This window comes from Myxococcus sp. AB025B (assembly GCF_006518215.1).
In the GTDB taxonomy this organism is placed as follows: Bacteria; Myxococcota; Myxococcia; order Myxococcales; family Myxococcaceae; genus Myxococcus; species Myxococcus fulvus.
The window spans coordinates 1-18,542 of the sequence record NZ_SRLW01000203.1 but is presented as its reverse complement, the minus strand read 5'-3'; the positions used below and the strand labels follow the sequence as shown (position 1 = coordinate 18,542).

Genomic DNA, 18,542 nt, shown 5'->3' with positions numbered 1-18,542 from the left:
GCTCATCCTGGGGGCCATGGCGGTGGTGGCGGCGTGGGCGGTGGCGCGGTGGGTGGCTCAAGGGGTGACACGCCCGCTGGGGCAGTTGTCCGCGCTGGCGCACCGGGTGGGGGACGGCAACTTCGCGCCGCTGCCCGCGGTCTCCGGGCCCAGCGAGATTCGCGCGCTGTGGGCGGACCTGGACCGCATGCGGGGCAGGCTGTCGGAGCTCGACCAGCTCAAGGACGCCTTCGTCGCCTCCGCGTCCCATGACCTGCGCACGCCGCTGGCCCGGCTGCGCACGGCCATCGGTCTGTTGGCGGACGGCACCGCGGGCCCCTTGACGGCGCAGCAGCAGCGCGTGGTGGCGCTGGCGCAGGTGGCGTGCGAGCGCGAGATCCGGCTGGTCACCGCGCTGTTGGATTTGACCCGGGTCCAGGCGGGCAAGGCCGTGCGCCGGGACGAGGGGTGTCGGTTGGATGACGTCATCGCGCGCGCCGTCGAGGAGGTCAACGAGCTGGCGGAGGAGCGCGGTACGAAGCTGGTGCTCCAGGCCGAGGGCACGACGCCTCCGGCCTCGCTGGATGCCGCGCTGGTGGAGCGCTCGTTGGTGAGCCTGATGACGAATGGTGTGCGCGTCTCCGCGCCCGGTCAGAGTGTCTACGTCACCCGCACGCTCATGCCCCGGGGGCCGGACGGCCAGCCCGGGACGTGGGCGCGGATCGAGGTGCGGGATGAAGGCCCCGGCGTGCCCGACGACGTGCGTCCGCGGGTCTTCGAGCCCTTCTTCACCCGCGCGGTCGGCGCCGCCGCCGCGGATGGGTTGGGGTTGGGGTTGCCCCTGGCGCAGCGGATGATGCGGGCGCTGGGCGGTGATGTGCTGGTGCTGGAGAACGCGAACCCCGGCGCGCGGTTCGTGCTGGTGTTCCCGCTGGGGTTGGGTGCACCCGCCCCGGTGGCGACGGAAGCGATGTCCAAGAGGATGGAAGGATGAAGCACCCCCGCGGTGGACATGTGTTGGTGGTGGACGACGACGCGGAGCTGTGTGAGCTCATCTCGTTGAGACTGGAAGCGCGTGGGATGAAGGTCACCACCGCGCTCACGGCGGCCCGCGGGCTGGAGTTGCTCGAGCAGGAGGAGGTGGACGCCGTCGTGCTCGACCTCCGGCTGGAGGGGGCGGATGGGCTGGAGGTGATGGGGCAGATGCGGGCCCGCTCGCCGGACCTGCCCGTCGTCATCCTCACCGCGCACGGCACCATCGAGACGGCCGTGGAGGCGATGCAGCGGGGCGCGTATGGCTTCCTCACCAAGCCCTTCCAGGACCACGAGCTGGTCCAGAAGCTGTTGCACGCGACGGAGCGCAGTGACTTGCGGCGGGAGCTGGCCGACCTGCGCCGCATCGTCGCGGGCACCACGCCCGAGCGACTGCTGGGCACCAGCTCCGCCATCGCCGAGGTGAGGGACCGCATCGCGCGGGTGGCCCCGTCCGAGGCGACGGTGCTCATCCTGGGCGAGTCCGGCACGGGCAAGGAGCTGGCGGCGCGGCAGGTCCATGCGCTGTCACGGCGCGCGAGCGGGCCGTTCGTCGCGGTCAACTGCGGGGCGCTGCCGCCGGAGCTTCTGGAGAGCGAGCTGTTCGGCCACGTGAAGGGCGCCTTCACCGGGGCCACGCAGACGCGCGAGGGGTTGTTCGGCGCGGCGCGCGGCGGGACGTTGTTCCTCGACGAGATTGGCGAGGCGGCGCTCCGGGTCCAGGTGAAGCTGCTGCGCGTGCTCCAGGAGCGGCGCTTCGCGCGGGTGGGCAGCACGGTGGAGGAGGAGGCCGACGTTCGCATCGTGGCGGCGACCAACCGCGACCTGCGCGAGGAGGTCGAAGCGAAGCGCTTCCGCGAGGACCTCTACTACCGGCTCGCGGTGCTCCCCATCGTGATGCCTCCGCTGCGCGAGCGGCTGGAGGACATCCCGATTCTCGCCACGCGGCACCTGGAGCAGGCCGCCGCGCGCAACGGGCTGCGGCTGCCCCGGCTGGCGCCGGAGGTGATGGACCTCCTGCGCTCGCACTCGTGGCCGGGCAACGTCCGCGAGCTGGTGAACGCCATGGAGGCGCTGGTGCTGCTGGCGCCCGAGGACGACATCCGCTTCGAGCACGTGGCGCGCATGTTCGACCCGCCGACGTCCTCGCGCGCGCCCGCGGACGCCGCGCGCGAGGAGGAGCAGGACTGGCTGAGCGCGGAAGGGGAGCTGCCCACGCTGCGCGAGGCGAGAGACCGCTTCGAGCGGCGCTACCTGTCCGAGGTGCTCCGCCGCTCGAAGGGCAACGTGGCCGCGGCCGCGCGCACCGCGAGCCGCAACCGGACGGACTTCTACGAGCTGTTGCGCCGGCACGGCCTTTCTCCCGCGGAGTTCAAATAGGGGCTGGGCGTGGTTGGGGCAGGTTCCGGGTGGCGGCTGCCCCACGTCCAGGCTTACAGCTTCGGGGCACTGCCTTCGCTGTCTCCAGAACTCGGCGTCGTTGCTTCCTCGCGCATGCTGGCGGGGGCCGCACGTAGTTTTTCAAGGCGCTGGTTACAACTCCGGGGTAGCATGGCGGCCTGTGCTGGAAGGGCGACGGGCTTCTTTTGAAGCACGGCTGATTCAATCCACTGCCAGCTTTCAGGGTGATGCTTCTTGTCGAGGCTGACGCACTTGCTGCGCATGTCCGCGAGACTTTTGTTTTTGAGTGACTCGCCTTGCAGTAAGCTGTCTGCGGTTGACACGCACTGCCGAAACCGAAGCTCTCGGCGGCGACGCGCTTGGACGAAGCGAATGCCACGCTCATACAGTGCGAGGCGATACTCGAAATCCGCACGGCTCGCGGGTTCGTTCGCCGGAGCAAGCGCAGTCGCGATTCGCTGAAGCGCCACGGCTGTGTCAAACCTTCCTGCAGCGGCATGGGCAGAGGCAAGTGTCCCAATCCTGAAATGGTTGCAATCTACTTCTATCGAGGCGACCGCGAGTTGGCGTGCTCTTTCAGGGTCCCGTATCGCGGGGTCCGGGGAAGTGGAGAGCAGCCATGCGTAGTTGTTGAATGCAACTGCGTCTGGGAAGTCTTTGGTCGACAAGGCATATTGCTCGGCTGCCTTGTGCTCATTGCCTCGATGCCACCATTCGCCGGCGATGAGCTTTCGGACATATCCCAGGGTTTGTGTTCGAGTCTGGGGCTTGTCATTGGAGGAAACCGTCCACGGGTACAGGGTCTCCCAGCCGACGCTCTTTCCATCCTGGCTCCAGTTTACCCAGTTGTGACCGATGCTTTCTCCACGCGCGGGGCTCTCCACCATGCTCAGAGGCAGTCCAATGGCGTCACCCATGGTGAGGTACAAGAATGAAAGAGTGTCGCAATCCGCGAGATAGACGACCACTCCATTGTTCTTCGTATGCGCGGTGAGCCAGGCTCGGCGTGATTCCGTGGTGTATTCGGAGCGTCGTAGAGACTCGAGCTCAGCCCCGACGAGCTCGACTGGCGTCAGGGCCTCGGTGAGGAACTCGACGTAGCCCGTGGGGGCTACCATGAATCCCTTGGAAGAAAGGATGTCGTGCATCTGGTTCAGCGCGCCGAGAACCTGCTCGCGCGATGGCCTGGCGGAAGGGAGTTTGATGCGCGTCCGAGCCTCCTTCTCCAAGGCTGCAACGAGTTCACGCATTGCGGGTGTCACGGTCCCAAGTTCCTCCTCAAGGTCCAGGATCTGGTGCGCGAAGGTCCGTGCGGCTCCTCTTGATGATTCACTGGAGGGCATCGGGCCCGCGGATGTCGTCGCGGAGTGGCCCGAGTGCCGACATCCCGTGGCGCAGAGCACGAGGACGACGAACGCGAAATGAGACCAGCGAGGGAGGAGCATGCTCTCGATGCTAGCTCTGGTCACAACCCATATGCTCTCTGGCTGGCAGGGTGATTGACACGCCTCCCTCGGAGCGTTCCTCGTCCCAGGGCACATCTGGCCCCGGAGAGCGGAGGCCGTGGAGCCACGAACGGCGGGTTTCGGGCTTGAGTCGATTTTGCAACTGAGTTACGTTTTTGGGAGATGCTCCGCCCCCTGTCCCTTCCAGCGCGTGCCTGCGCGGCCACCCTCGCGGTGTTGTGGCTGGCGTTGCCGCTGGTGGGGGGGCTCCATCCGGACGAGCACGCGCACCGCTACTGCGCCGAGCATCGGGCGTTCGAGGAGTTGGACGAGGCGGGGCTCCTCGCGTCCGCCGTGCGCCAGGGGCCCGGGGCCGAGGTCGCGCTCACGGAGGGCGAGGAGGATGGAGATTCGCATGCGCGGTGTGCCCTGGCTTGGGCACAGGCGCGTCAGGCGGTGTTCCCGCCTGCTGGACTGCTGCTGACGGTCCCGTCGTCGCGGCCGCTCCTCACGCTCGAGGAGTCCGGGGGGAATGGCTCCGGAGTTCCGTTGCTGGCGCTCGCACCGAAGGGCTCTCCGCCCGGTCGCTGAGCCGTCGCACTCCGTCACTTGCCGCGAGCCTGGGCCATGAAGCCCAGCGCCTCGTCGCGCGCGTTTCTTTCAATTCCTCTCTCTCCATGGATTCATCATGCCCAAGGGCAATCGGACCATCGTCCATCTCGTGTCGACCGCGAAGACCGGCTACTTCTACACGACGACGAAGAACAAGCGGAAGTCGCAGGACAAGCTCCAGCTCAAGAAGTACGACCCTCGCGTGCGCAAGCATGTGCTGTTCGTGGAGGGCAAGCCATGAGCGAGCCCGCCGTGAAGCGCCGCCTTCCCACCACCGTCCTCTCCGGTTTCCTCGGCGCGGGGAAGACGACCCTGCTCAATCACATCCTCAACAACCGTGAGGGTCTGCGCGTCGCCGTCATCGTCAATGACATGAGCGAGGTGAACATCGACGCGAGGCTCGTGCAGGGCGGCGCCTCGCTCAGCCGCGTGGACGAGAAGCTGGTGGAGCTGTCCAACGGCTGCATCTGCTGCACGCTCCGGGAGGACCTGGTCGAGGAGGTGGGTCGGCTGGCCCGCGAGGAGCGCTTCGACTACCTGCTCATCGAGTCGACGGGCATCTCTGAGCCGCTGCCGGTGGCGGAGACCTTCACCTTCGCCGACGAGTCCGGCCGCAGCCTGTCCGACGTGGCGAGGCTGGACACGCTGGTGACGGTGGTGGATGCGCTCAACTTCCTGCGCGACTGGGAGGGCTCGCAGGGGCTGGCCGAGTGTGGCCTCGCCATCGCCGACGAGGATGAGCGGACGGTGGTGGACCTGCTGGTGGAGCAGGTGGAGTTCGCGGACGTGCTGGTGCTGAACAAGACGGACCTGGTCTCCGCCTCCCAGTTGGAGGAGCTGGGCGAGATTCTGCGCAGGCTCAACCCGGAGGCGCGGCAGGTGCTGGCGGAGCGGGGCAGGGTGCCGCTCGCGGAGGTGCTCGATACCCGGCGCTTCGACTTCGAGCGCGCGAGCCGTGCCCCAGGGTGGCTCAAGGAGCTTCGCGGCGAGCACGTGCCGGAGTCCGAGACGTACGGCATCCGCAGCTTCGTCTTCCGCGGCCGCGTGCCGCTGCATCCCCAGCGCTTCTGGGACTTCATCCATGGGAGCTGGAAGGGCGTGCTGCGCAGCAAGGGGTTCTTCTGGCTCGCCACGCGGATGGACATCACGGGCGTGTGGGCCCAGGCCGGTGGCGCGTGCAGCTTCGAGCCCGCGGGCCTGTGGTGGGCCGCGGTGCCACGCGAGGAGTGGCCGGAGGAGCCCGAGGCCCAGGCGGAGCTCGAGCGCGAGATGACGGGGCCGTACGGGGACCGGCGTCAGGAGCTGGTCTTCATCACCCGGGATGCGGACCCCGAGGAGGTCCTGGGGCAACTCGAGGCGTGTCTCTTGACGCCCGCGGAGCTCGCGCTGGGCCCTTCCGGCTGGTCCGCGCTGGAAGACCCCTTCCCGGCGTGGGAGGTGGTGCGCGACGAGGACGCGGCCGCCGAGGAGCGGAGCGCCTGATGGAGCCCGCCTCGCGGTGGGAGTCACGCGCTCCCGAGTCATGGTCCGCCTCGCACGTCCTCGTCTGGCAGCCCTCGGAGCTGACGGAAATCTATCGCGAGGGTCTCAACCTCTGCGTGTGGCGCCGGGGCCTGGGCTCCGAGCTCAGCCGCTGGTTGGGGACTGTCTGTGCCCGGCACACCCTCCACGTCGTCGAGCGCGTGGATGCAAGACGCCTGGACTTCCGAGGGACACTCGCGGAGCTGTCGGGGGCGGAGGAGCGCGAGGCCTGGTGTGAGGACCTGCGCCAGCTCTGCCAGGTGTACGCGGACCTCCTCGAGTGCCGGTGGCTGGGCGTGCGGCTCACCACGTTGGAGCGGGAGATGTGTCCGCGCTTCCATGTGGACCGGGTCGGCGTGCGGCTGCTCTGCACCTACGCGGGCCCCGCCACCGAGTGGCTGGAGAACGCGGACGCGCTGCGCGAGGGGCTGGGGCCGAAGGGCGAGGTGCTCCGCGCGGGCGGGCGCGTGCAGCGCTTGGAGCGCTTCGACGTGGCGTTGTTGAAGGGAGAGTCGTGGCCCGGGAACGCGGGGAACGGTGTCGTCCACCGCTCCCCGGCGCTCGTGTCAGGGCAGCGGCGCATCATGCTCTCCATCGACGCCGTCGACTGAAAGGGCAGGGCCTGCGATAACGGCCGGGCCCTGTCCTCCGAGGGGCGGGCACCTGCACCCGGCCCGAGGCGGGGGTGTCAAAGGAGTTGCCGATGGCGTGGGAACTTCGGGTGGCCTCGTACAACATCCTCGCGGATTCCTACATCCGACCGGAGTGGTTTCCGAACACGCCCGCGCACCTCTTCGAGCCGCGAAGGCGACAGGAGGCCCTGGCCCGACGCATCCTGTCGCTGGACGCGGACATCGTCTGTCTCCAGGAGGTGGAGGCCACCACCTTCGACGCGCTCCAGCGGTCCCTGTCCCCGCACGGGTACTCCGGTGTGCTGGCGTTGAAGCAGCAAGGCAAGCCCGACGGTTGCGCGGTGTTCCATCGCGTGGAGCGCGCCGTGGGGCACCGGGCTCACTACTTCAAGGACGTGCTGGAGGACGGGCGCGTCTCGGGGCACATGGCGCTGGTCGTCGACTTCGCGGTGGGGCAGGAGCGCTTGCGCGTGGCGTGTACGCACCTGCGATGGGACCGGCCCGACAGGCCGGTGGCGCTGCACCAGGGGATGCAGCAGGCCACGGAGCTGCTCGGGGAGGTCGTCCAGGCGGACCCAGGCGCGCTGTGGGTGGCTTGCGGTGACTTCAATGCGCGCCCCGGCGAGCCGCTGGTTCGCGCGTTCACCGAGGCGGGGCTGGAAGACGCCTTCCAGGGCCAGCACGCGCCCACGTGCAACGCGAATGGCGAGGCCAAGGCCATCGACTTCATCTTCCACTCACGGGGCCTGAGCGCCCGGCCCGTGGCTCCGCCGGTCATCGATGACCGGACGCCGCTGCCCTCGGAGCAGGAGCCCTCGGACCACCTGCCCCTGGTCGCGACGCTGCGGCGGGCGTGAGGCAATGCCAGTCCGTTCCGCGCTAGATGCTGATGATGAAGGGGCCGATCTGGAAGGGGCGATGGTCGACACGCAGCGTCTCCCCGCCGCGGTACGGGTCGCCTCGGGAGTTGTTGATCACCGCGTCCTCGTCGAGGAGCAGGACGAAGCGGTGGTAGCCGCCGGGATACCACCGGGCATGGTGTGCCTGGACCTCGGGTGACGCGAGCACCACGTCACAGTCCTCGGCGGAGCCGATGACGATGCCCGTCTCCCGGGAGCAGCGCGCTTCCAGGTTGTCGACGGAGCGTGTCTCCACCTGCCCGGTCCGGGTGTCCTCGATGTGCACGGCAATCTGGCTCATGTGAGGGATTGTAGCGGACCTCCGGGGAAGCCTTCACCCAGCGGCGGAGCGCCCCGTGGCTGGCGGCCCTCTCCCCGTGGCCCTGGGGCCGCGTTCTCGACGCGCCATGTCGCGGGCCCGTGTGTCCATCCAGGCGGAAGACGAGGCATGCCGTCTGCAAATCCATGGTGCATGAAGAGGAAACCATGAACGACCGAGTCCACCACGCCGCATCCTCCCCGGCCCGGGCGCCTCGGATGCGACGGCACCCTGGTCGAGCCCTGGCGCTCGGGCTGTGGCTCGGGAGCACGACGGCTCTGTCCGCCCCCACCGAGCCTTGGTTCGAGAAGGGCGCGGTCCTGGTCGAGACGCCCGAAGGTGGCGCGTATTTCGGGTTGGATACGCAGAAGCGGATCGCCTGCGAAGGTCGCCTCTGTCTTTGGCGCGTGCTCCAGAGCATGGGGCCCTGCTTCTACGGACTCTGCACGAACCAGCAGATGGTCATGTCAGACCGGGAGGGGAGGTTCCTGGGGGCGGCGCATGACCTCGACGCGTGGTCCCCGAGCACCCTGCGCTTCATCGACGCGGGGCATGTCGAGGTCGTCACCACGAGCAGGAATGAGCCCTACACCATCGCCGCCGATGCATTGGACCCGACCGTGGTGTCCCGGCGGGTCCTCAAGGTCGCGCCGGATGGCTCGCGATTCATCGATGCTCCCATCCCGACTCCGAAGTGGACGAAGCCTGCGGCACGACGTGGGAAGGCGCCAGTCGCCTCGAAGCCGCTCAAGTCCCTGCCCGTGGGCGACGCGCTCCTCGCTCGGGCTCGTGCCCTATGCCGCCAGGACCTGCGCTTCAATCCCCTGGATTACGTCTGTCGGGACGGGACGTGCATCCTCCTGCTCTCCGGCGCCGAGCCCTCGGCCGAGACGGATTCCGCGGAGGAATCCCCACCGGAGGCGGAGGACAGCAAGGGACCTTTCTGTGGCTTCCTGGTGAGAGGAGAGGACCTCCAGTCGCTCGGGTTCGATGAGGGTGGGGTCGAGGTCGGGGTGTCATCCACCGCGTACGCCTTGTCGGGACCTGTTGGCGCCCGCGGCTCGATGGAGCCCATGGAGACGCTCTCCCGCAGCCGGCCGGGCTACATGGTGTTCAGTGACACCGTGGGCGCGGTGGTCGACGGAATCAGGCCGTACCCCGTGCGGTCGGCGCAGTCCACGGAGGCCGCGCTCGCGTTGGCCCCCACGGCCCAGGCCTATACGCCCGCGCATATCGCCTGGGGGCTCGCGGGTTGGAAGGACGCGGAGGACCTAACTTTCGCCTGGCGGCTGGCGCGCGTGGGTGGGGCGCTCGCCCTCCACGTGGAGGTGCACGATGACAGGGTTGTTCCTCTGGGCACCGGTACCGGTGTGCACTCGGACCACGTGGAGTTCACCGTGCACCGGATGCGCACGCCTGGAGAGTTCTCCGAGCTCAAGCTGGGCCTCCTGCTCGCGGCGCGAGGAAAGGTCGAGGCGCGTGACTGGACGGGAGAGGCGAACACGCCCCTTCCCGCCATCCAGGGCACCTGGCGCAAGCGTCCTCAGGGATACGAGATGACGCTCACGCTCCCGTTGGCGGACCTCCTCGGCGCGGCGGAGCCGACTATCTCCCTCGGCGTCTCGCTCGCGGTCTCCGACGCGGACGCGCGAGGCAAGCAGGAGACGCTGATGAAGCACAGCGGAGCCCTGATGTTCTGGACCGAGTACCCGCCGAGCATCGACGAGTACCGGCGCCACGGCGCCATGGAATGACGCGCGGACTGGGGGCTACTGCATCGTCGTCAGCACGCAGCCCCATCCGTCGTAGTCACCCTCGTGGGCCTGGAGGACCTCCAGGATCTCCACCGTCACCTCGTCCGCGCGCCCCTCCGCCAGCGAGTCCTCTCGCGTGAAGGACACGGCCCACCGCGTATGGGGAGGCTCGGGCGCGCGCGGGGCGGAGACCTTGAACCCCTGCTTCGCGAGCTGCCCCGCGGCGCGGGTCGCCTGCTCCTCGCTGGAGAAGTGCGCCAGATGGTCCACCTCGCGCGCCACTTCACTCCGGTCTCCTTGCTTCGCCAGCAGGTCGAGCAGGCTCCGGTTCGACATCAGGTGGCGGTGGAGCTCCGGCGGATAGAGCCAGTCGAAGTACACGGCCCACTCCGGGTCCTCCTCGAGCTCCAGCTCCAGCGTGTAGTCACCCTGCACGGGGGTCACCACGCGCTGGACCTCGGACTGCGAGACGCCGCGCGGGCCGAAGAAGAACGCCTCCGTGAGGCCCTGCCCCACGCTGCGGCCCACGAAGAGGAACCCCAGCGCCCCGAGCGCCGGGACGAACGCATCCTCCAAAGCGAAGAGCGCGTCCGACTCCTCACGCGAGCGCAGGCCATCCGGCCGGGGCGACTTCATCGCCACGCGCACGGTGAGCCGGAGCGGATGGCTCGAAAGCGGCGCCTGGGACGCCGCCTCCATGTCCAGGAGGAACGACGTGGGGCCGTCCTCCAGCTCCATCAGATACGTATCGAAGTTCTCCTCCCAGGCCTTCACCGCGCTGCTCACTGCTCACCCTCCTCCACCGTGAGCTGGTACGAGTCCTGGAAGTTGGCCTCGCGGTTCTTCGCGTCGCGCACCTCGAAGATGTAGACGCCGGGCTCCGCGCTGAAGCGGATGCTCTCCGGCTGGTCGCCCTTGGCCCGGTCCGCCGTCTGCACCAGCGACAGCTTCCCGTCCGGCTGCACGCGGTGCAGGTACAGGCCCACGTCCACCTTGAGGATGCCCAACAGCGTCGCCTTCAGCGGCGTGCGCACCGGACGGTCCGACAGGTCCAGGCGGTAGAAGTCCGTGTCCTTCACCGGGAACACCGTGCCGCGCACCGCCTTGCCGAGCGTCAGCTCCTGCGCGCGCTCCAGGTTGTTGTTCGGCTCGCGCTCCTCGCCGCCGTTGTCCGGCACCGTGGTGATGCTGATGCGGTAGGGCTGGTCCGCGTTCTCGAAGTCCTTCACCCACTTGCCGTCCACCTTGCGCGACGCGCCCTCCACCCGGAACCAGCACGAGCCACTGCACGCGACGTTGTTCAGGCGCTCGGGCTCCTTCAGCGTGCCGTCGTTGGCCCGCAGCAGCACCGTCTCCTGCTGACCGTCACCCTGGGGCGGCTCCACCATGGAGAGCACCAGGTCCAGCCGCTCCACGCCCGACAGCTCCACCTTCGCCAGCACCGGCTCCGTCGTGCGCAGCACGAAGTGGTCCACGTCGCCCTTGGGCGAGATGAAGCCCTCGCGGTAGCCGCCGGCCGTCAGCGGCGTCGCCTTGTACAGCTCGTCGTTGGGCTCCAGCTCCGCGTTCGCGCCGGCCTCCTCCTGCGTCACGGTGAGCGTGTACGGCGTGCCCGAGTTGAACGTGCGGCGCGCCTCCTTGCCCGTCCCCGTCCAGCCGCCCTTCACCACCACGTAGACCACCCGGTCCGTCGCCCGCACGCCGATGTTGCGCAGCGACAGCGCCTCGCCCTCCTTGCCTCGCAGCGAGAACAGCGGCGCCTCGGCCGCCGACAGCACGGAGATTTCCGGCCGCACGCCCTCCACCGCGGACAGTTCGATCTTCAACGCCACCGAGGGAGGCTCGGGCGGCACGGCGGTGCCCGCGTCCGTCGCCTGCGCCACCGCCGCGCCCTGGGACTGCGGCGCCGCGGGGGGCTCTCCTCCGGCGAAGGTGCCCGTGGGGGCGGGCGGCGTGTCCAGCGGCGCCGCGCCTTCCTCCGGCGTGCCCGTGGCCGCGCCGCTCTCCGAACCCGGAGCAGGGGAGGGCGCCTCACCCTGCGCGGTGGCCGCGCCCTGCGCCACGGCGCCCTGGAGCGCCTCGGCTCCCTGGGGCGCGGCGCCCTGCGTCGGCGTGGCCCCTTGCGTGTCGTCCGGCGCGGGGACGCCCTCGCCCGGCGGAGGCGTGGGGACTGCGGCCTCGGGCAGCTCCACCCGGTACCAGTCCTCGTCGCCCGCGTGGCCCAGGAACGCCGTCACCGTCTGCCCCAGCGGCAGCGGAATCGCGTCCACCGCGCGATCATTCGGCTCGTGCTCCTCGCCGTCGTTGGGCGCGCGCATCTTCACCGTCAAGGTGTACGCCCCGCCCACGCCCTTGCGCGCGGGCGCCACGCGCACCCAGCGCTCCTTCTCCACGTAGAGGTTGGGGAAGCGCTCCGGCTTGCCGTCGCCCTCGCTGTTGATGGAGGCCAGGCGGTTCCTGTCCCGGTCATGGACCTCCAGGGTGATGTCCCCGCCGGGCAGGCCCGACACGGTGACGTCCACCACCCGGGGCGCGGAGGGCGAAAGCCGGTACCAGTCCTCGTCGGCCTTGTTGGGCTGCGCCGTCAGCTCCGCCGTCACCGTGCTGTCGCGGGTGATGTCGAGCGCCTGCTCGGGCCGCTCATTGGGCTCCTGCTCCGTGAGCGCCGCGGGCCCTGTCTCCACGGGCCCCGCGTCGGGCACCTCGGCCGGCTTGTCGTCCTTGCAGGCGACCAGCGTCGCGGCCAGCACACAAACCCACCCCCAGCGTCGCGTCACGTTCATTCTCCGCATCGTGCCGCATCACTTCCTCGCGGCGTCCGAGTGTCAAGCACCCCAACATCGCGGCGGGCGCTTTCATCCCCCCGGGCCGGGGATCCGCTGTCGCTGGATTCACCGCGAAGACTTCCAGCCAGGGACTGGAGCCGTCGACGCGGGGCGATCCAAGATGGCGCCATGAGCCGCCTCCCCCTCGCCCTGCTGCTGCTCTCGAGCGCCGCGCCCGCCGCGTCCACCGCCCCGCCGGGCTACGCCCAGGCCTCCGACTACCTGGAGCGCGAGCGCCAGCCGGAGCGCTACTCGCCCCTGCACCTGCTGGATGGACGCGACACGACGGCCTGGTGCGCCACGGGGACGCCGCCCGCCGCCGTCACCATCGGCTTCAAGGACGTGGTGACCATCGACGAGGTGCGCGTCTACACGGGCGACGGCACCGACAAGGCCGCGTACAAGGCCCACGCGCGGGCGAAGAAGCTCACCCTCACCACCGTGGATACGTCCAAGAGCCTCAAGGTGGAGGACAAGCGCGGGCTCCAGGTCGTCCCCATCAGCCCCGCCATGACGGGCAACCGCTTCACGCTGGAGGTCCCCGAGCGCTTCCCGGGCACGGCGGAGGACGGCCCCGTCTGCGTCACCGACCTCATCTTCTACTCGGGAGGCAAGGCGCTCAACGGCACGTGGCTGGCGCCCCGGCTGCGCTACGACGCGCGGCTGGCGCCCCTGCTGGGCACGTGGTTCAGCGGCCTGGAGGGCGCTCCGGACCGCTTCCTCTCGCTCTACGTGGACGGGACGTACCGCTTCGCGCACGAGCCGCTGGAGGGCGGCGAGCCCAGCGCCGTGACGGGCACGTATGCCCTGTCCGGTTCCCGACTCACGCTGGAGGTGCCCAGGCGCGGCAAGGTGACGCTGCGGCTGCAGAAGGGCGGCTCGGACGAGGCGGGCGCCACCCTGGAGCCCGAGGGGGCCCTGGCCGAGGAGTGGGGCCGCGGCTTCCGCGGCCAGCCCTAGGTCCGTCCGGCGTGCCGCCCGTCTAGAGGGCGGCCACCTTCTTCTTGGCGCTGAAGCGGCGGAAGAAGTCGATGATCTCCTTCTCCGCGACCTTCACGTCGGTGGCGTCCTGGAATTCCGACTCCAGGAAGATGCCACCGCAGGACTCGCAGGTGTCGTAGTGGAGCGGGTGCTGGCGGTCGCCGCCGTCCACGCGGACGAGGTCGACATGGCACTCGGGGCACTGGCCGGTCAACGCCTCCGCGTCCACCTTGCCTCCCTGATGCTCCAGCCCTTGGAGGTTGTTGTGGAGCAGGACCCGGTTCAGGTCCGCGACGTCGATCCAGAGCCCGCCGCAGTCTCCACACTTTCGCAACGTCTGGTCATCCCCCACGAGATCGGCCATCTCGACGTTGCAGCTGGGGCAATCCATGGGACGGTTCATTCTCCTGCAATGGGGGACACACGTCCCCAGTGGTCCGAGAATGATAGGTCGCGCGAAATTTGGGATGCAACCCACGTTGCCGCTTCTGTTGGCAACGCGCCGTCTGGGGGTCGGAAGGCCCCGTGCTCCTCAGGCCTTCGCCTTGACCCGGCGGATGTCCGCGCCCAGGGCGCGCAGCTTGCGCTCCAGCCGCTCGTAGCCGCGGTCCAGGTGATAGACGCGGCTGACGTCCGTGCGTCCCTCGGCGCGCAGGCCCGCCAGGATGAGCGAGGCGCTCGCCCGCAGGTCCGTGGCCATGACGGGCGCGCCGCTCAGATGCTTGACGCCCTTCACCACCGCGGTGTGCCCCTGGATGGTGATGTCCGCGCCCAGACGGTGCAGCTCCGGCACGTGCATGAAGCGGTTCTCGAAGATGTTTTCGCTGATGACGGATGTCCCCTGGCTCACACACATGAGGGCCATGAGCTGGGCCTGCATGTCGGTGGGGAAGCCCGGGTGCTCGGTCGTCGTGATGTTGACGGAGGTCAGGGTCCGAGGGGCCTTGCAGCGGATGCCGCCGGCCTCGGCCGTGAGGGTGCACCCGGCCTCGCGCAGCTTGTCCATGACGGCGTCCAGGTGCTCGGGGACGGCGTGCTTCACCAGGACGTTGCCGCCGGAGATGGCGGCGGCGACGAGCAGGGTGCCCGCCTCGATGCGGTCCGGGAGGATGGCGTGCTCGACGGGCCTGAGGCCCTCCACGCCCTCCACGGTGATGACGGAGGTGCCGGCGCCCTCGATGCGCGCGCCCATCTTGTTGAGCACCCGCGCCAGCTCCTCGATTTCGGGCTCGCGCGCGCAGTTCTCCATGATGGTGCGGCCCTTGGCGAGCACCGCCGCCATCAGCACGTTCTCCGTGCCGGTGACGGTGATGACGTCGAAGTTGACGGTGCCGCCCTTGAGCTGCTTGGCGCGGGCCTCCACGTAGCCCTCCGTCAGGTGGATGTCCGCGCCCAGCGCCTTGAGGCCCTTGAGGTGCTGGTCGATGGGACGCGCGCCGATGGCGCACCCGCCCGGCATGGACACCCGCGCCCGCCCGAAGCGCGCGACGAGCGGCCCCAGCACCAGCACGCTGGCGCGCATCGTCTTGACCAGGTCGTACGGCGCCTCCGGGGTGATGTGGCCGTTGACGCCCACCTCGCAGACGTCCTTCTTGCGCGCGGTGAGCCGCTCCGCGCCGCAGCCCATGGTGCGCAGCACCTTGAGCATGGTGGCGACGTCGGCCAGGTCCGGCACGTTGCGGAAGGTGGAGGTGCCGTCCGCCAGGAGCGCGGAGGCGAGGATGGGCAGCGCCGCGTTCTTCGCGCCCGAGACGACGACCTCGCCGTGCAGCTCCGCGCCGCCCTTCATCACGATCTTGTCCATGTTGCTTCCGGCCCTCAGCCCTGTGGCCCGCTGACCGCGGGCTGTGTCCCAAATGCCATGCGCTCCCGCCGCTCGAGGTCCTTCTCCACGCGCGCGTCCTCGTAACCGGCCGCGCGCAGGAGCTCCAGGACGGCGGGGCCCTGCGTCTCCCCCATCTCCAGTGCAAGCAGTCCGCCAGGCTCCAACCACTTCCGGGCCTCGCTGACCACGCGCTGGAGGGCAACCAGCCCGTCGGGCCCTCCGTCCAGGGCCAGCCGGGGCTCGCGCCGCACCTCGGCGGACAGCCCGGCAATCTCCTCCGACGCGATGTAGGGCGGGTTGGACACGACGACGTGGAAGCGGGCGTCGGCGGGCAGCGGGGAGAACAGGTCCCCCTGGAGCACCGTCACGCGCTCGGAGACCTTGAGTGCCTCCGCGTTCTCGCGCGCCAGCGCGCACGCGTCCGGCGACAGGTCCGTGGCCGTCACGGACAGCAGGGGCCGCTCGGCCGCGAGGCTGATGGCGATGCAGCCGGAGCCCGTGCACACGTCCAGCGCGCGCGCGGGCGCGTCCTTGGGCAGCCTGCGCAGGGCGGCCTCCACCAGGAGCTCCGTCTCCGGGCGGGGGATGAGCACGCGCGCGTCCACCTTGTAGGCGCGGTTGTAGAACTCGCGCGTCCCGGTGAGGTACTGCGTGGGCTCACCCGACAGGCGCCGGGCGATGAGCGCCTTGTAGGTGGCCAGCTCGTCCTTGGAGAGCGGGCGGTCCAGGTCCACGTACAGCCGCACGCGCCCGGTCTTCAGCACGTGCGACAGGAGGATTTCCGCGGTGAGTCGCGGCGCGTCCACCTGCCGCTTCTCGAAGTGCTGCGTCGTCCAGGTGAGGACCTTGCGGATGGTCCAGGTCTCGCTGCTCATGCTTCGGGCTGTGGCCTCGGACCGCCGCCCGTCTGCGCCTTGAGGGCCTCGGCCTGGTAGAAGGTCCGGCAGGCGGTGATGATGTCCTCGATGTCGCCCATCATCACGGCCGGCAGGTTGTGAACCGTCAGACCGATGCGGTGGTCCGTCAGCCGGTCCTGCGGGAAGTTGTACGTGCGGATCTTCTCGCTGCGGTCGCCCGTGCCCACCTGCGAGCGGCGGGTGGAGTCGCGCTCGGAGCGGATGCGCTCCTGCTCGATTTCGTAGATCTTCGCGCGCAGCATGCGAAGGGCCATGTTGTAGTTCTTCAGCTGGCTCTTCTCCTGCTGGCACTTCACCACGATGCCCGTGGGCCGGTGCGTCAGGCGCACCGCGGAGTCCGTGGTGTTGACGCTCTGGCCGCCGGAGCCCGTGGAGCGCATGGCCTGCCGGTCGATGTCCGCCTCGTTGATCTTCACGTCCACCTCCTCGGCCTCGGGCATGACGGCCACGGTGATGGTGGAGGTGTGGATGCGGCCCTGCGTCTCGGTGGCCGGCACTCGCTGGACGCGGTGCACGCCGGACTCGTACTTGAGGCTGCTGAAGACGGCGTCGCCCGACAGCGTCACGGTGGCGTCCTTCACGCCGCCCGCGTTGCCGGGGCTCATGTCGATGATGTCCGACTTCCAGCCGCGCGTGTCCGCGTACCGGAGGTACATCTGCATGACCTCCTCGGCGAACAGCGCCGCCTCGTCGCCGCCCGCGCCCGCGCGAATCTCCAGGATGACGTTCTTGTCGTCATTGGGGTCCTTGGGCAAGAGCAGCACCTTGAGGCTGGCCTCGAGCGCGTCGCGCTGTTCCTTGAGGCCGGGCAGGGCCTCGCGCGCGTAGGTCTTCTCGTCGGCGCTGCCGGCGTCGAGCCAGGCTTCGACCTCCTTGAGGTCCGCGAGCACCTGGCGGTACGTCCGGAACGTCTCCACCAGCTTCTCCAGGCCCGCACGCTCCTTGGAGACCTTCTGGAGCCTCGCCGAATCGGCGAGCACGTCCGGGTTGGACAGGTCCGCGGTGAGGCGCTCGAACCGGCGCTCGACGTCTTCGAGTTTGTCAATCATCGTCGTTCCAGGGGGTATTGCCCCTTTGTCCGGCTGCTGGCAAGGGAGGACGGAGTCAAGAAATTCCTTGGCCGCTCGGGCGGTAGCATGAAAGAAGGGCCGCCCTCACCGCCGAGCCTCGTGCCCGAGCGGTCGGTCTCACATCACCTACACGGAGTCCTTCCATGCCCGCCCAGAAGGGAAATCGTTCCAAGAAGAAGGTCGCCAACCGCGCCAAGGGCCGGAAGGCCCAGCTGAAGCGCCGCCGCAGCCGCGCCAAGAAGGGCCAGTCCAACAACAAGGTCTGACGCGCCGGTTACTCCCTCCCGCCCGTCGCGGGGGAGGGAGTCGGCCCGGCCCACGGCTCCAGCTCGGGGAGCATCTTCCCCAGGGAGCGTGAGCTTTCGGCCAGAAGTCGCAGCACCTCCTCGGCCGCCGGCCCCGTCACGGGCACCGGCTGGAAGGGGAGCTCCGGGAAGCGGTCCGTGCGCAGCGGCAGCACCTCGCTCTTGAGGTAGCCCTCCGGTCCGAAGGTCCCCTTCCACAACGCGCTGCGCTTGTCGCGCGGGTTCCAGTTGCCCCCGAAGACGAAGTTGCCCAGCGAGTACACCACGGGCCTGCCCTGGAAGAGCTCCATGCCCTGGAGCACGTGGGGGTGGCTGCCCAGCACGCCCGAGGCGCCCGCGTCGATGGCGGCGTGCGCCAGGCGGACCTGGTAGGGCTCCAGCACCTGGGTGCCCTCGCGGCCCCAGTGGAAGTAGGGCAGCACGACGTCCGCCTGGGCCTTCGCCAGGGCGATGTCCTCGCGCAGCATCCGCTCCATCACGTCCACGTCGGAGAAGTGGCCCGCGACGCCCGGTGTGGTCTCGGTGGCGTAGACCTCTGGCGGCTCGATGTTGCGCTCGCCCAGGAAGAAGTAGCCCAGCAGCGCCACCCGCAGGCCGCCCACGGTGACGATGGCGGGACGGCGCGCCTCGGCCAGGGTGCGCCCGGCGCCGAAGTAGGGGATGCGCGCGGCCTCCAGTGTCGCCAGGGTGTCGAGCAGCCCCTGGGCGCCGTAGTCCATCAGGTGGTTGTTGGCCAGGCTGACCACGTCCACGCCGCCCGCGGTGAGCGCGCCCACCAGCTCTGGACGGGCCCGGAAGTTGAAGTTCTTGGGCAGCTTCTCGCCCCCTTCGGTGAAGGGGCACTCCAGGTTGATGACGAAGAGGTCCGCCGCGTCACCCAGGGCGCGGACCTCCTTGAAGCCGTAGGCCAGGAGCTCCTCCCGGGAGCGGCCCTTGGCCAGCTCGTCGTCGAAGAACTTCTGGTGGTTGTGGCCGAGCGTCACGTCCCCGCCGAACAGGAGGGTGATGGGCTGGGGGACGGCGGG

19 protein-coding genes are annotated in these 18,542 nt (G+C 69.5%); 10 read left to right on the top strand and 9 right to left on the bottom strand.

Going from position 1 to position 18,542, the window contains the following annotated elements; translation table 11 throughout:
• Together FL311_RS28630 and FL311_RS28625 are read left to right on the top strand one after the other, a co-directional pair.
• On the top strand, window positions 1–973 hold a 973-nt coding region (locus FL311_RS28630), incomplete at its 5' end, for a HAMP domain-containing sensor histidine kinase (RefSeq protein WP_141329973.1).
• Window positions 970–2,391 carry a sigma-54 dependent transcriptional regulator gene (locus tag FL311_RS28625; protein ID WP_141329971.1) on the top strand — a complete coding sequence of 474 codons (1,422 nt, stop codon included), beginning with the start codon at window positions 970–972 and terminating at the stop codon, window positions 2,389–2,391. The genes FL311_RS28630 and FL311_RS28625, both read left to right, overlap by 4 nt.
• Before the next feature lie 53 nt (window positions 2,392–2,444).
• Here FL311_RS28625 and FL311_RS28620 read toward each other — a convergent pair whose 3' ends face one another.
• Entirely contained in the window at window positions 2,445–3,674 is a 1,230-nt protein-coding gene (locus FL311_RS28620; RefSeq protein ID WP_141329969.1) for a hypothetical protein, read from the bottom strand.
• Window positions 3,675–4,040: 366 nt separating this feature from the next.
• On the opposite strand from FL311_RS28620, the gene FL311_RS28615 reads away from it, so the two are divergent.
• The 5 genes from FL311_RS28615 to FL311_RS28595 all read left to right on the top strand — a co-directional run bounded on the left by FL311_RS28615 (window position 4,041) and on the right by FL311_RS28595 (window position 7,479).
• Window positions 4,041–4,448, top strand: a complete 408-nt coding sequence (locus FL311_RS28615; protein WP_141329967.1) for a hypothetical protein — start codon at window positions 4,041–4,043, stop codon at window positions 4,446–4,448.
• A gap of 97 nt (window positions 4,449–4,545) precedes the next feature.
• Entirely contained in the window at window positions 4,546–4,710 is a 165-nt protein-coding gene (gene rpmG, locus FL311_RS28610) for a 50S ribosomal protein L33 (RefSeq protein WP_046714983.1), read from the top strand.
• Window positions 4,707–5,951, top strand: coding sequence for a zinc metallochaperone GTPase ZigA (gene zigA / locus FL311_RS28605; protein ID WP_141329965.1), 1,245 nt, complete (start codon window positions 4,707–4,709; stop codon window positions 5,949–5,951). The genes rpmG and zigA overlap by 4 nt, the downstream gene beginning before the upstream one ends.
• Window positions 5,951–6,601, top strand: a complete 651-nt coding sequence (locus FL311_RS28600; protein ID WP_141329963.1) for a DUF1826 domain-containing protein — start codon at window positions 5,951–5,953, stop codon at window positions 6,599–6,601. The genes zigA and FL311_RS28600 overlap by 1 nt, the downstream gene beginning before the upstream one ends.
• A 92-nt stretch (window positions 6,602–6,693) precedes the next feature.
• Complete coding sequence (locus FL311_RS28595; protein WP_141329961.1) at window positions 6,694–7,479, top strand: endonuclease/exonuclease/phosphatase family protein; 786 nt, start codon at window positions 6,694–6,696, stop codon at window positions 7,477–7,479.
• A gap of 22 nt (window positions 7,480–7,501) precedes the next feature.
• Here the strand turns inward: FL311_RS28595 and FL311_RS28590 are convergent, their stop codons facing one another.
• Window positions 7,502–7,822, bottom strand: coding sequence for a hypothetical protein (locus FL311_RS28590; protein WP_141329959.1), 321 nt, complete (start codon window positions 7,820–7,822; stop codon window positions 7,502–7,504).
• Window positions 7,823–8,007: 185 nt separating this feature from the next.
• On the opposite strand from FL311_RS28590, the gene FL311_RS28585 reads away from it, so the two are divergent.
• The gene (locus FL311_RS28585; RefSeq protein WP_141329957.1) at window positions 8,008–9,594 is read left to right on the top strand and encodes a hypothetical protein; all 1,587 of its coding nucleotides are present in this window, start codon (window positions 8,008–8,010) and stop codon (window positions 9,592–9,594) included.
• A 15-nt stretch (window positions 9,595–9,609) separates the two neighbouring features.
• Here FL311_RS28585 and FL311_RS28580 read toward each other — a convergent pair whose 3' ends face one another.
• The gene (locus tag FL311_RS28580) at window positions 9,610–10,380 is read right to left on the bottom strand and encodes a DUF695 domain-containing protein (RefSeq protein ID WP_141329955.1); all 771 of its coding nucleotides are present in this window, start codon (window positions 10,378–10,380) and stop codon (window positions 9,610–9,612) included.
• Window positions 10,377–12,377 carry an ABC transporter substrate-binding protein gene (locus FL311_RS28575; protein ID WP_228557138.1) on the bottom strand — a complete coding sequence of 667 codons (2,001 nt, stop codon included), beginning with the start codon at window positions 12,375–12,377 and terminating at the stop codon, window positions 10,377–10,379. Before FL311_RS28575 ends, FL311_RS28580 begins: the two co-directional genes overlap by 4 nt.
• A gap of 171 nt (window positions 12,378–12,548) precedes the next feature.
• On the opposite strand from FL311_RS28575, the gene FL311_RS28570 reads away from it, so the two are divergent.
• Complete coding sequence (locus tag FL311_RS28570; RefSeq protein WP_141329951.1) at window positions 12,549–13,379, top strand: discoidin domain-containing protein; 831 nt, start codon at window positions 12,549–12,551, stop codon at window positions 13,377–13,379.
• Between the two features lie 22 nt (window positions 13,380–13,401).
• On the opposite strand, the gene FL311_RS28565 is transcribed toward FL311_RS28570, so the two are convergent.
• The 4 genes from FL311_RS28565 to prfA all read right to left on the bottom strand — a co-directional run bounded on the left by FL311_RS28565 (window position 13,402) and on the right by prfA (window position 17,191).
• Window positions 13,402–13,791 carry a zf-TFIIB domain-containing protein gene (locus FL311_RS28565; protein WP_141329949.1) on the bottom strand — a complete coding sequence of 130 codons (390 nt, stop codon included), beginning with the start codon at window positions 13,789–13,791 and terminating at the stop codon, window positions 13,402–13,404.
• Between the two features lie 141 nt (window positions 13,792–13,932).
• A complete protein-coding gene (gene murA / locus FL311_RS28560; protein ID WP_141329947.1) occupies window positions 13,933–15,204 on the bottom strand; it encodes a UDP-N-acetylglucosamine 1-carboxyvinyltransferase in 1,272 nt (423 codons plus the stop codon).
• 14 nt (window positions 15,205–15,218) lie between these two features.
• Window positions 15,219–16,100, bottom strand: coding sequence for a peptide chain release factor N(5)-glutamine methyltransferase (prmC, locus tag FL311_RS28555; protein ID WP_141329945.1), 882 nt, complete (start codon window positions 16,098–16,100; stop codon window positions 15,219–15,221).
• Complete coding sequence (gene prfA, locus FL311_RS28550; protein WP_141329943.1) at window positions 16,097–17,191, bottom strand: peptide chain release factor 1; 1,095 nt, start codon at window positions 17,189–17,191, stop codon at window positions 16,097–16,099. Before prfA ends, prmC begins: the two co-directional genes overlap by 4 nt.
• A gap of 164 nt (window positions 17,192–17,355) precedes the next feature.
• Here prfA and FL311_RS45970 point away from each other — a divergent pair, with 164 nt between their 5' ends.
• On the top strand, window positions 17,356–17,478 hold the full coding sequence (locus FL311_RS45970) for a hypothetical protein (RefSeq protein WP_013941470.1): 123 nt from the start codon (window positions 17,356–17,358) through the stop codon (window positions 17,476–17,478).
• 8 nt (window positions 17,479–17,486) lie between these two features.
• Here the strand turns inward: FL311_RS45970 and FL311_RS28545 are convergent.
• Window positions 17,487–18,542: CapA family protein (locus FL311_RS28545; RefSeq protein ID WP_141329941.1), on the bottom strand; the 1,056-nt coding region annotated here is incomplete at its 5' end.

Bases quoted from the DNA above. Each gene is read 5' to 3' on its own strand.
- FL311_RS28625 (WP_141329971.1), top strand. From the start codon at position 970: ATGAAGCACCCCCGCGGTGGACATGTGTTGGTGGTGGACGACGACGCG.
- FL311_RS28615 (WP_141329967.1), top strand. From the start codon at position 4,041: ATGCTCCGCCCCCTGTCCCTTCCAGCGCGTGCCTGCGCGGCCACCCTC.
- rpmG (WP_046714983.1), top strand. From the start codon at position 4,546: ATGCCCAAGGGCAATCGGACCATCGTCCATCTCGTGTCGACCGCGAAG.
- zigA (WP_141329965.1), top strand. From the start codon at position 4,707: ATGAGCGAGCCCGCCGTGAAGCGCCGCCTTCCCACCACCGTCCTCTCC.
- FL311_RS28600 (WP_141329963.1), top strand. From the start codon at position 5,951: ATGGAGCCCGCCTCGCGGTGGGAGTCACGCGCTCCCGAGTCATGGTCC.
- FL311_RS28595 (WP_141329961.1), top strand. From the start codon at position 6,694: ATGGCGTGGGAACTTCGGGTGGCCTCGTACAACATCCTCGCGGATTCC.
- FL311_RS28590 (WP_141329959.1), bottom strand. From the start codon at position 7,822: ATGAGCCAGATTGCCGTGCACATCGAGGACACCCGGACCGGGCAGGTG.
- FL311_RS28585 (WP_141329957.1), top strand. From the start codon at position 8,008: ATGAACGACCGAGTCCACCACGCCGCATCCTCCCCGGCCCGGGCGCCT.
- FL311_RS28575 (WP_228557138.1), bottom strand. From the start codon at position 12,377: ATGAACGTGACGCGACGCTGGGGGTGGGTTTGTGTGCTGGCCGCGACG.
- FL311_RS28570 (WP_141329951.1), top strand. From the start codon at position 12,549: ATGAGCCGCCTCCCCCTCGCCCTGCTGCTGCTCTCGAGCGCCGCGCCC.
- FL311_RS28565 (WP_141329949.1), bottom strand. From the start codon at position 13,791: ATGGATTGCCCCAGCTGCAACGTCGAGATGGCCGATCTCGTGGGGGAT.
- murA (WP_141329947.1), bottom strand. From the start codon at position 15,204: ATGGACAAGATCGTGATGAAGGGCGGCGCGGAGCTGCACGGCGAGGTC.
- prmC (WP_141329945.1), bottom strand. From the start codon at position 16,100: ATGAGCAGCGAGACCTGGACCATCCGCAAGGTCCTCACCTGGACGACG.
- prfA (WP_141329943.1), bottom strand. From the start codon at position 17,191: ATGATTGACAAACTCGAAGACGTCGAGCGCCGGTTCGAGCGCCTCACC.
- FL311_RS45970 (WP_013941470.1), top strand. From the start codon at position 17,356: ATGCCCGCCCAGAAGGGAAATCGTTCCAAGAAGAAGGTCGCCAACCGC.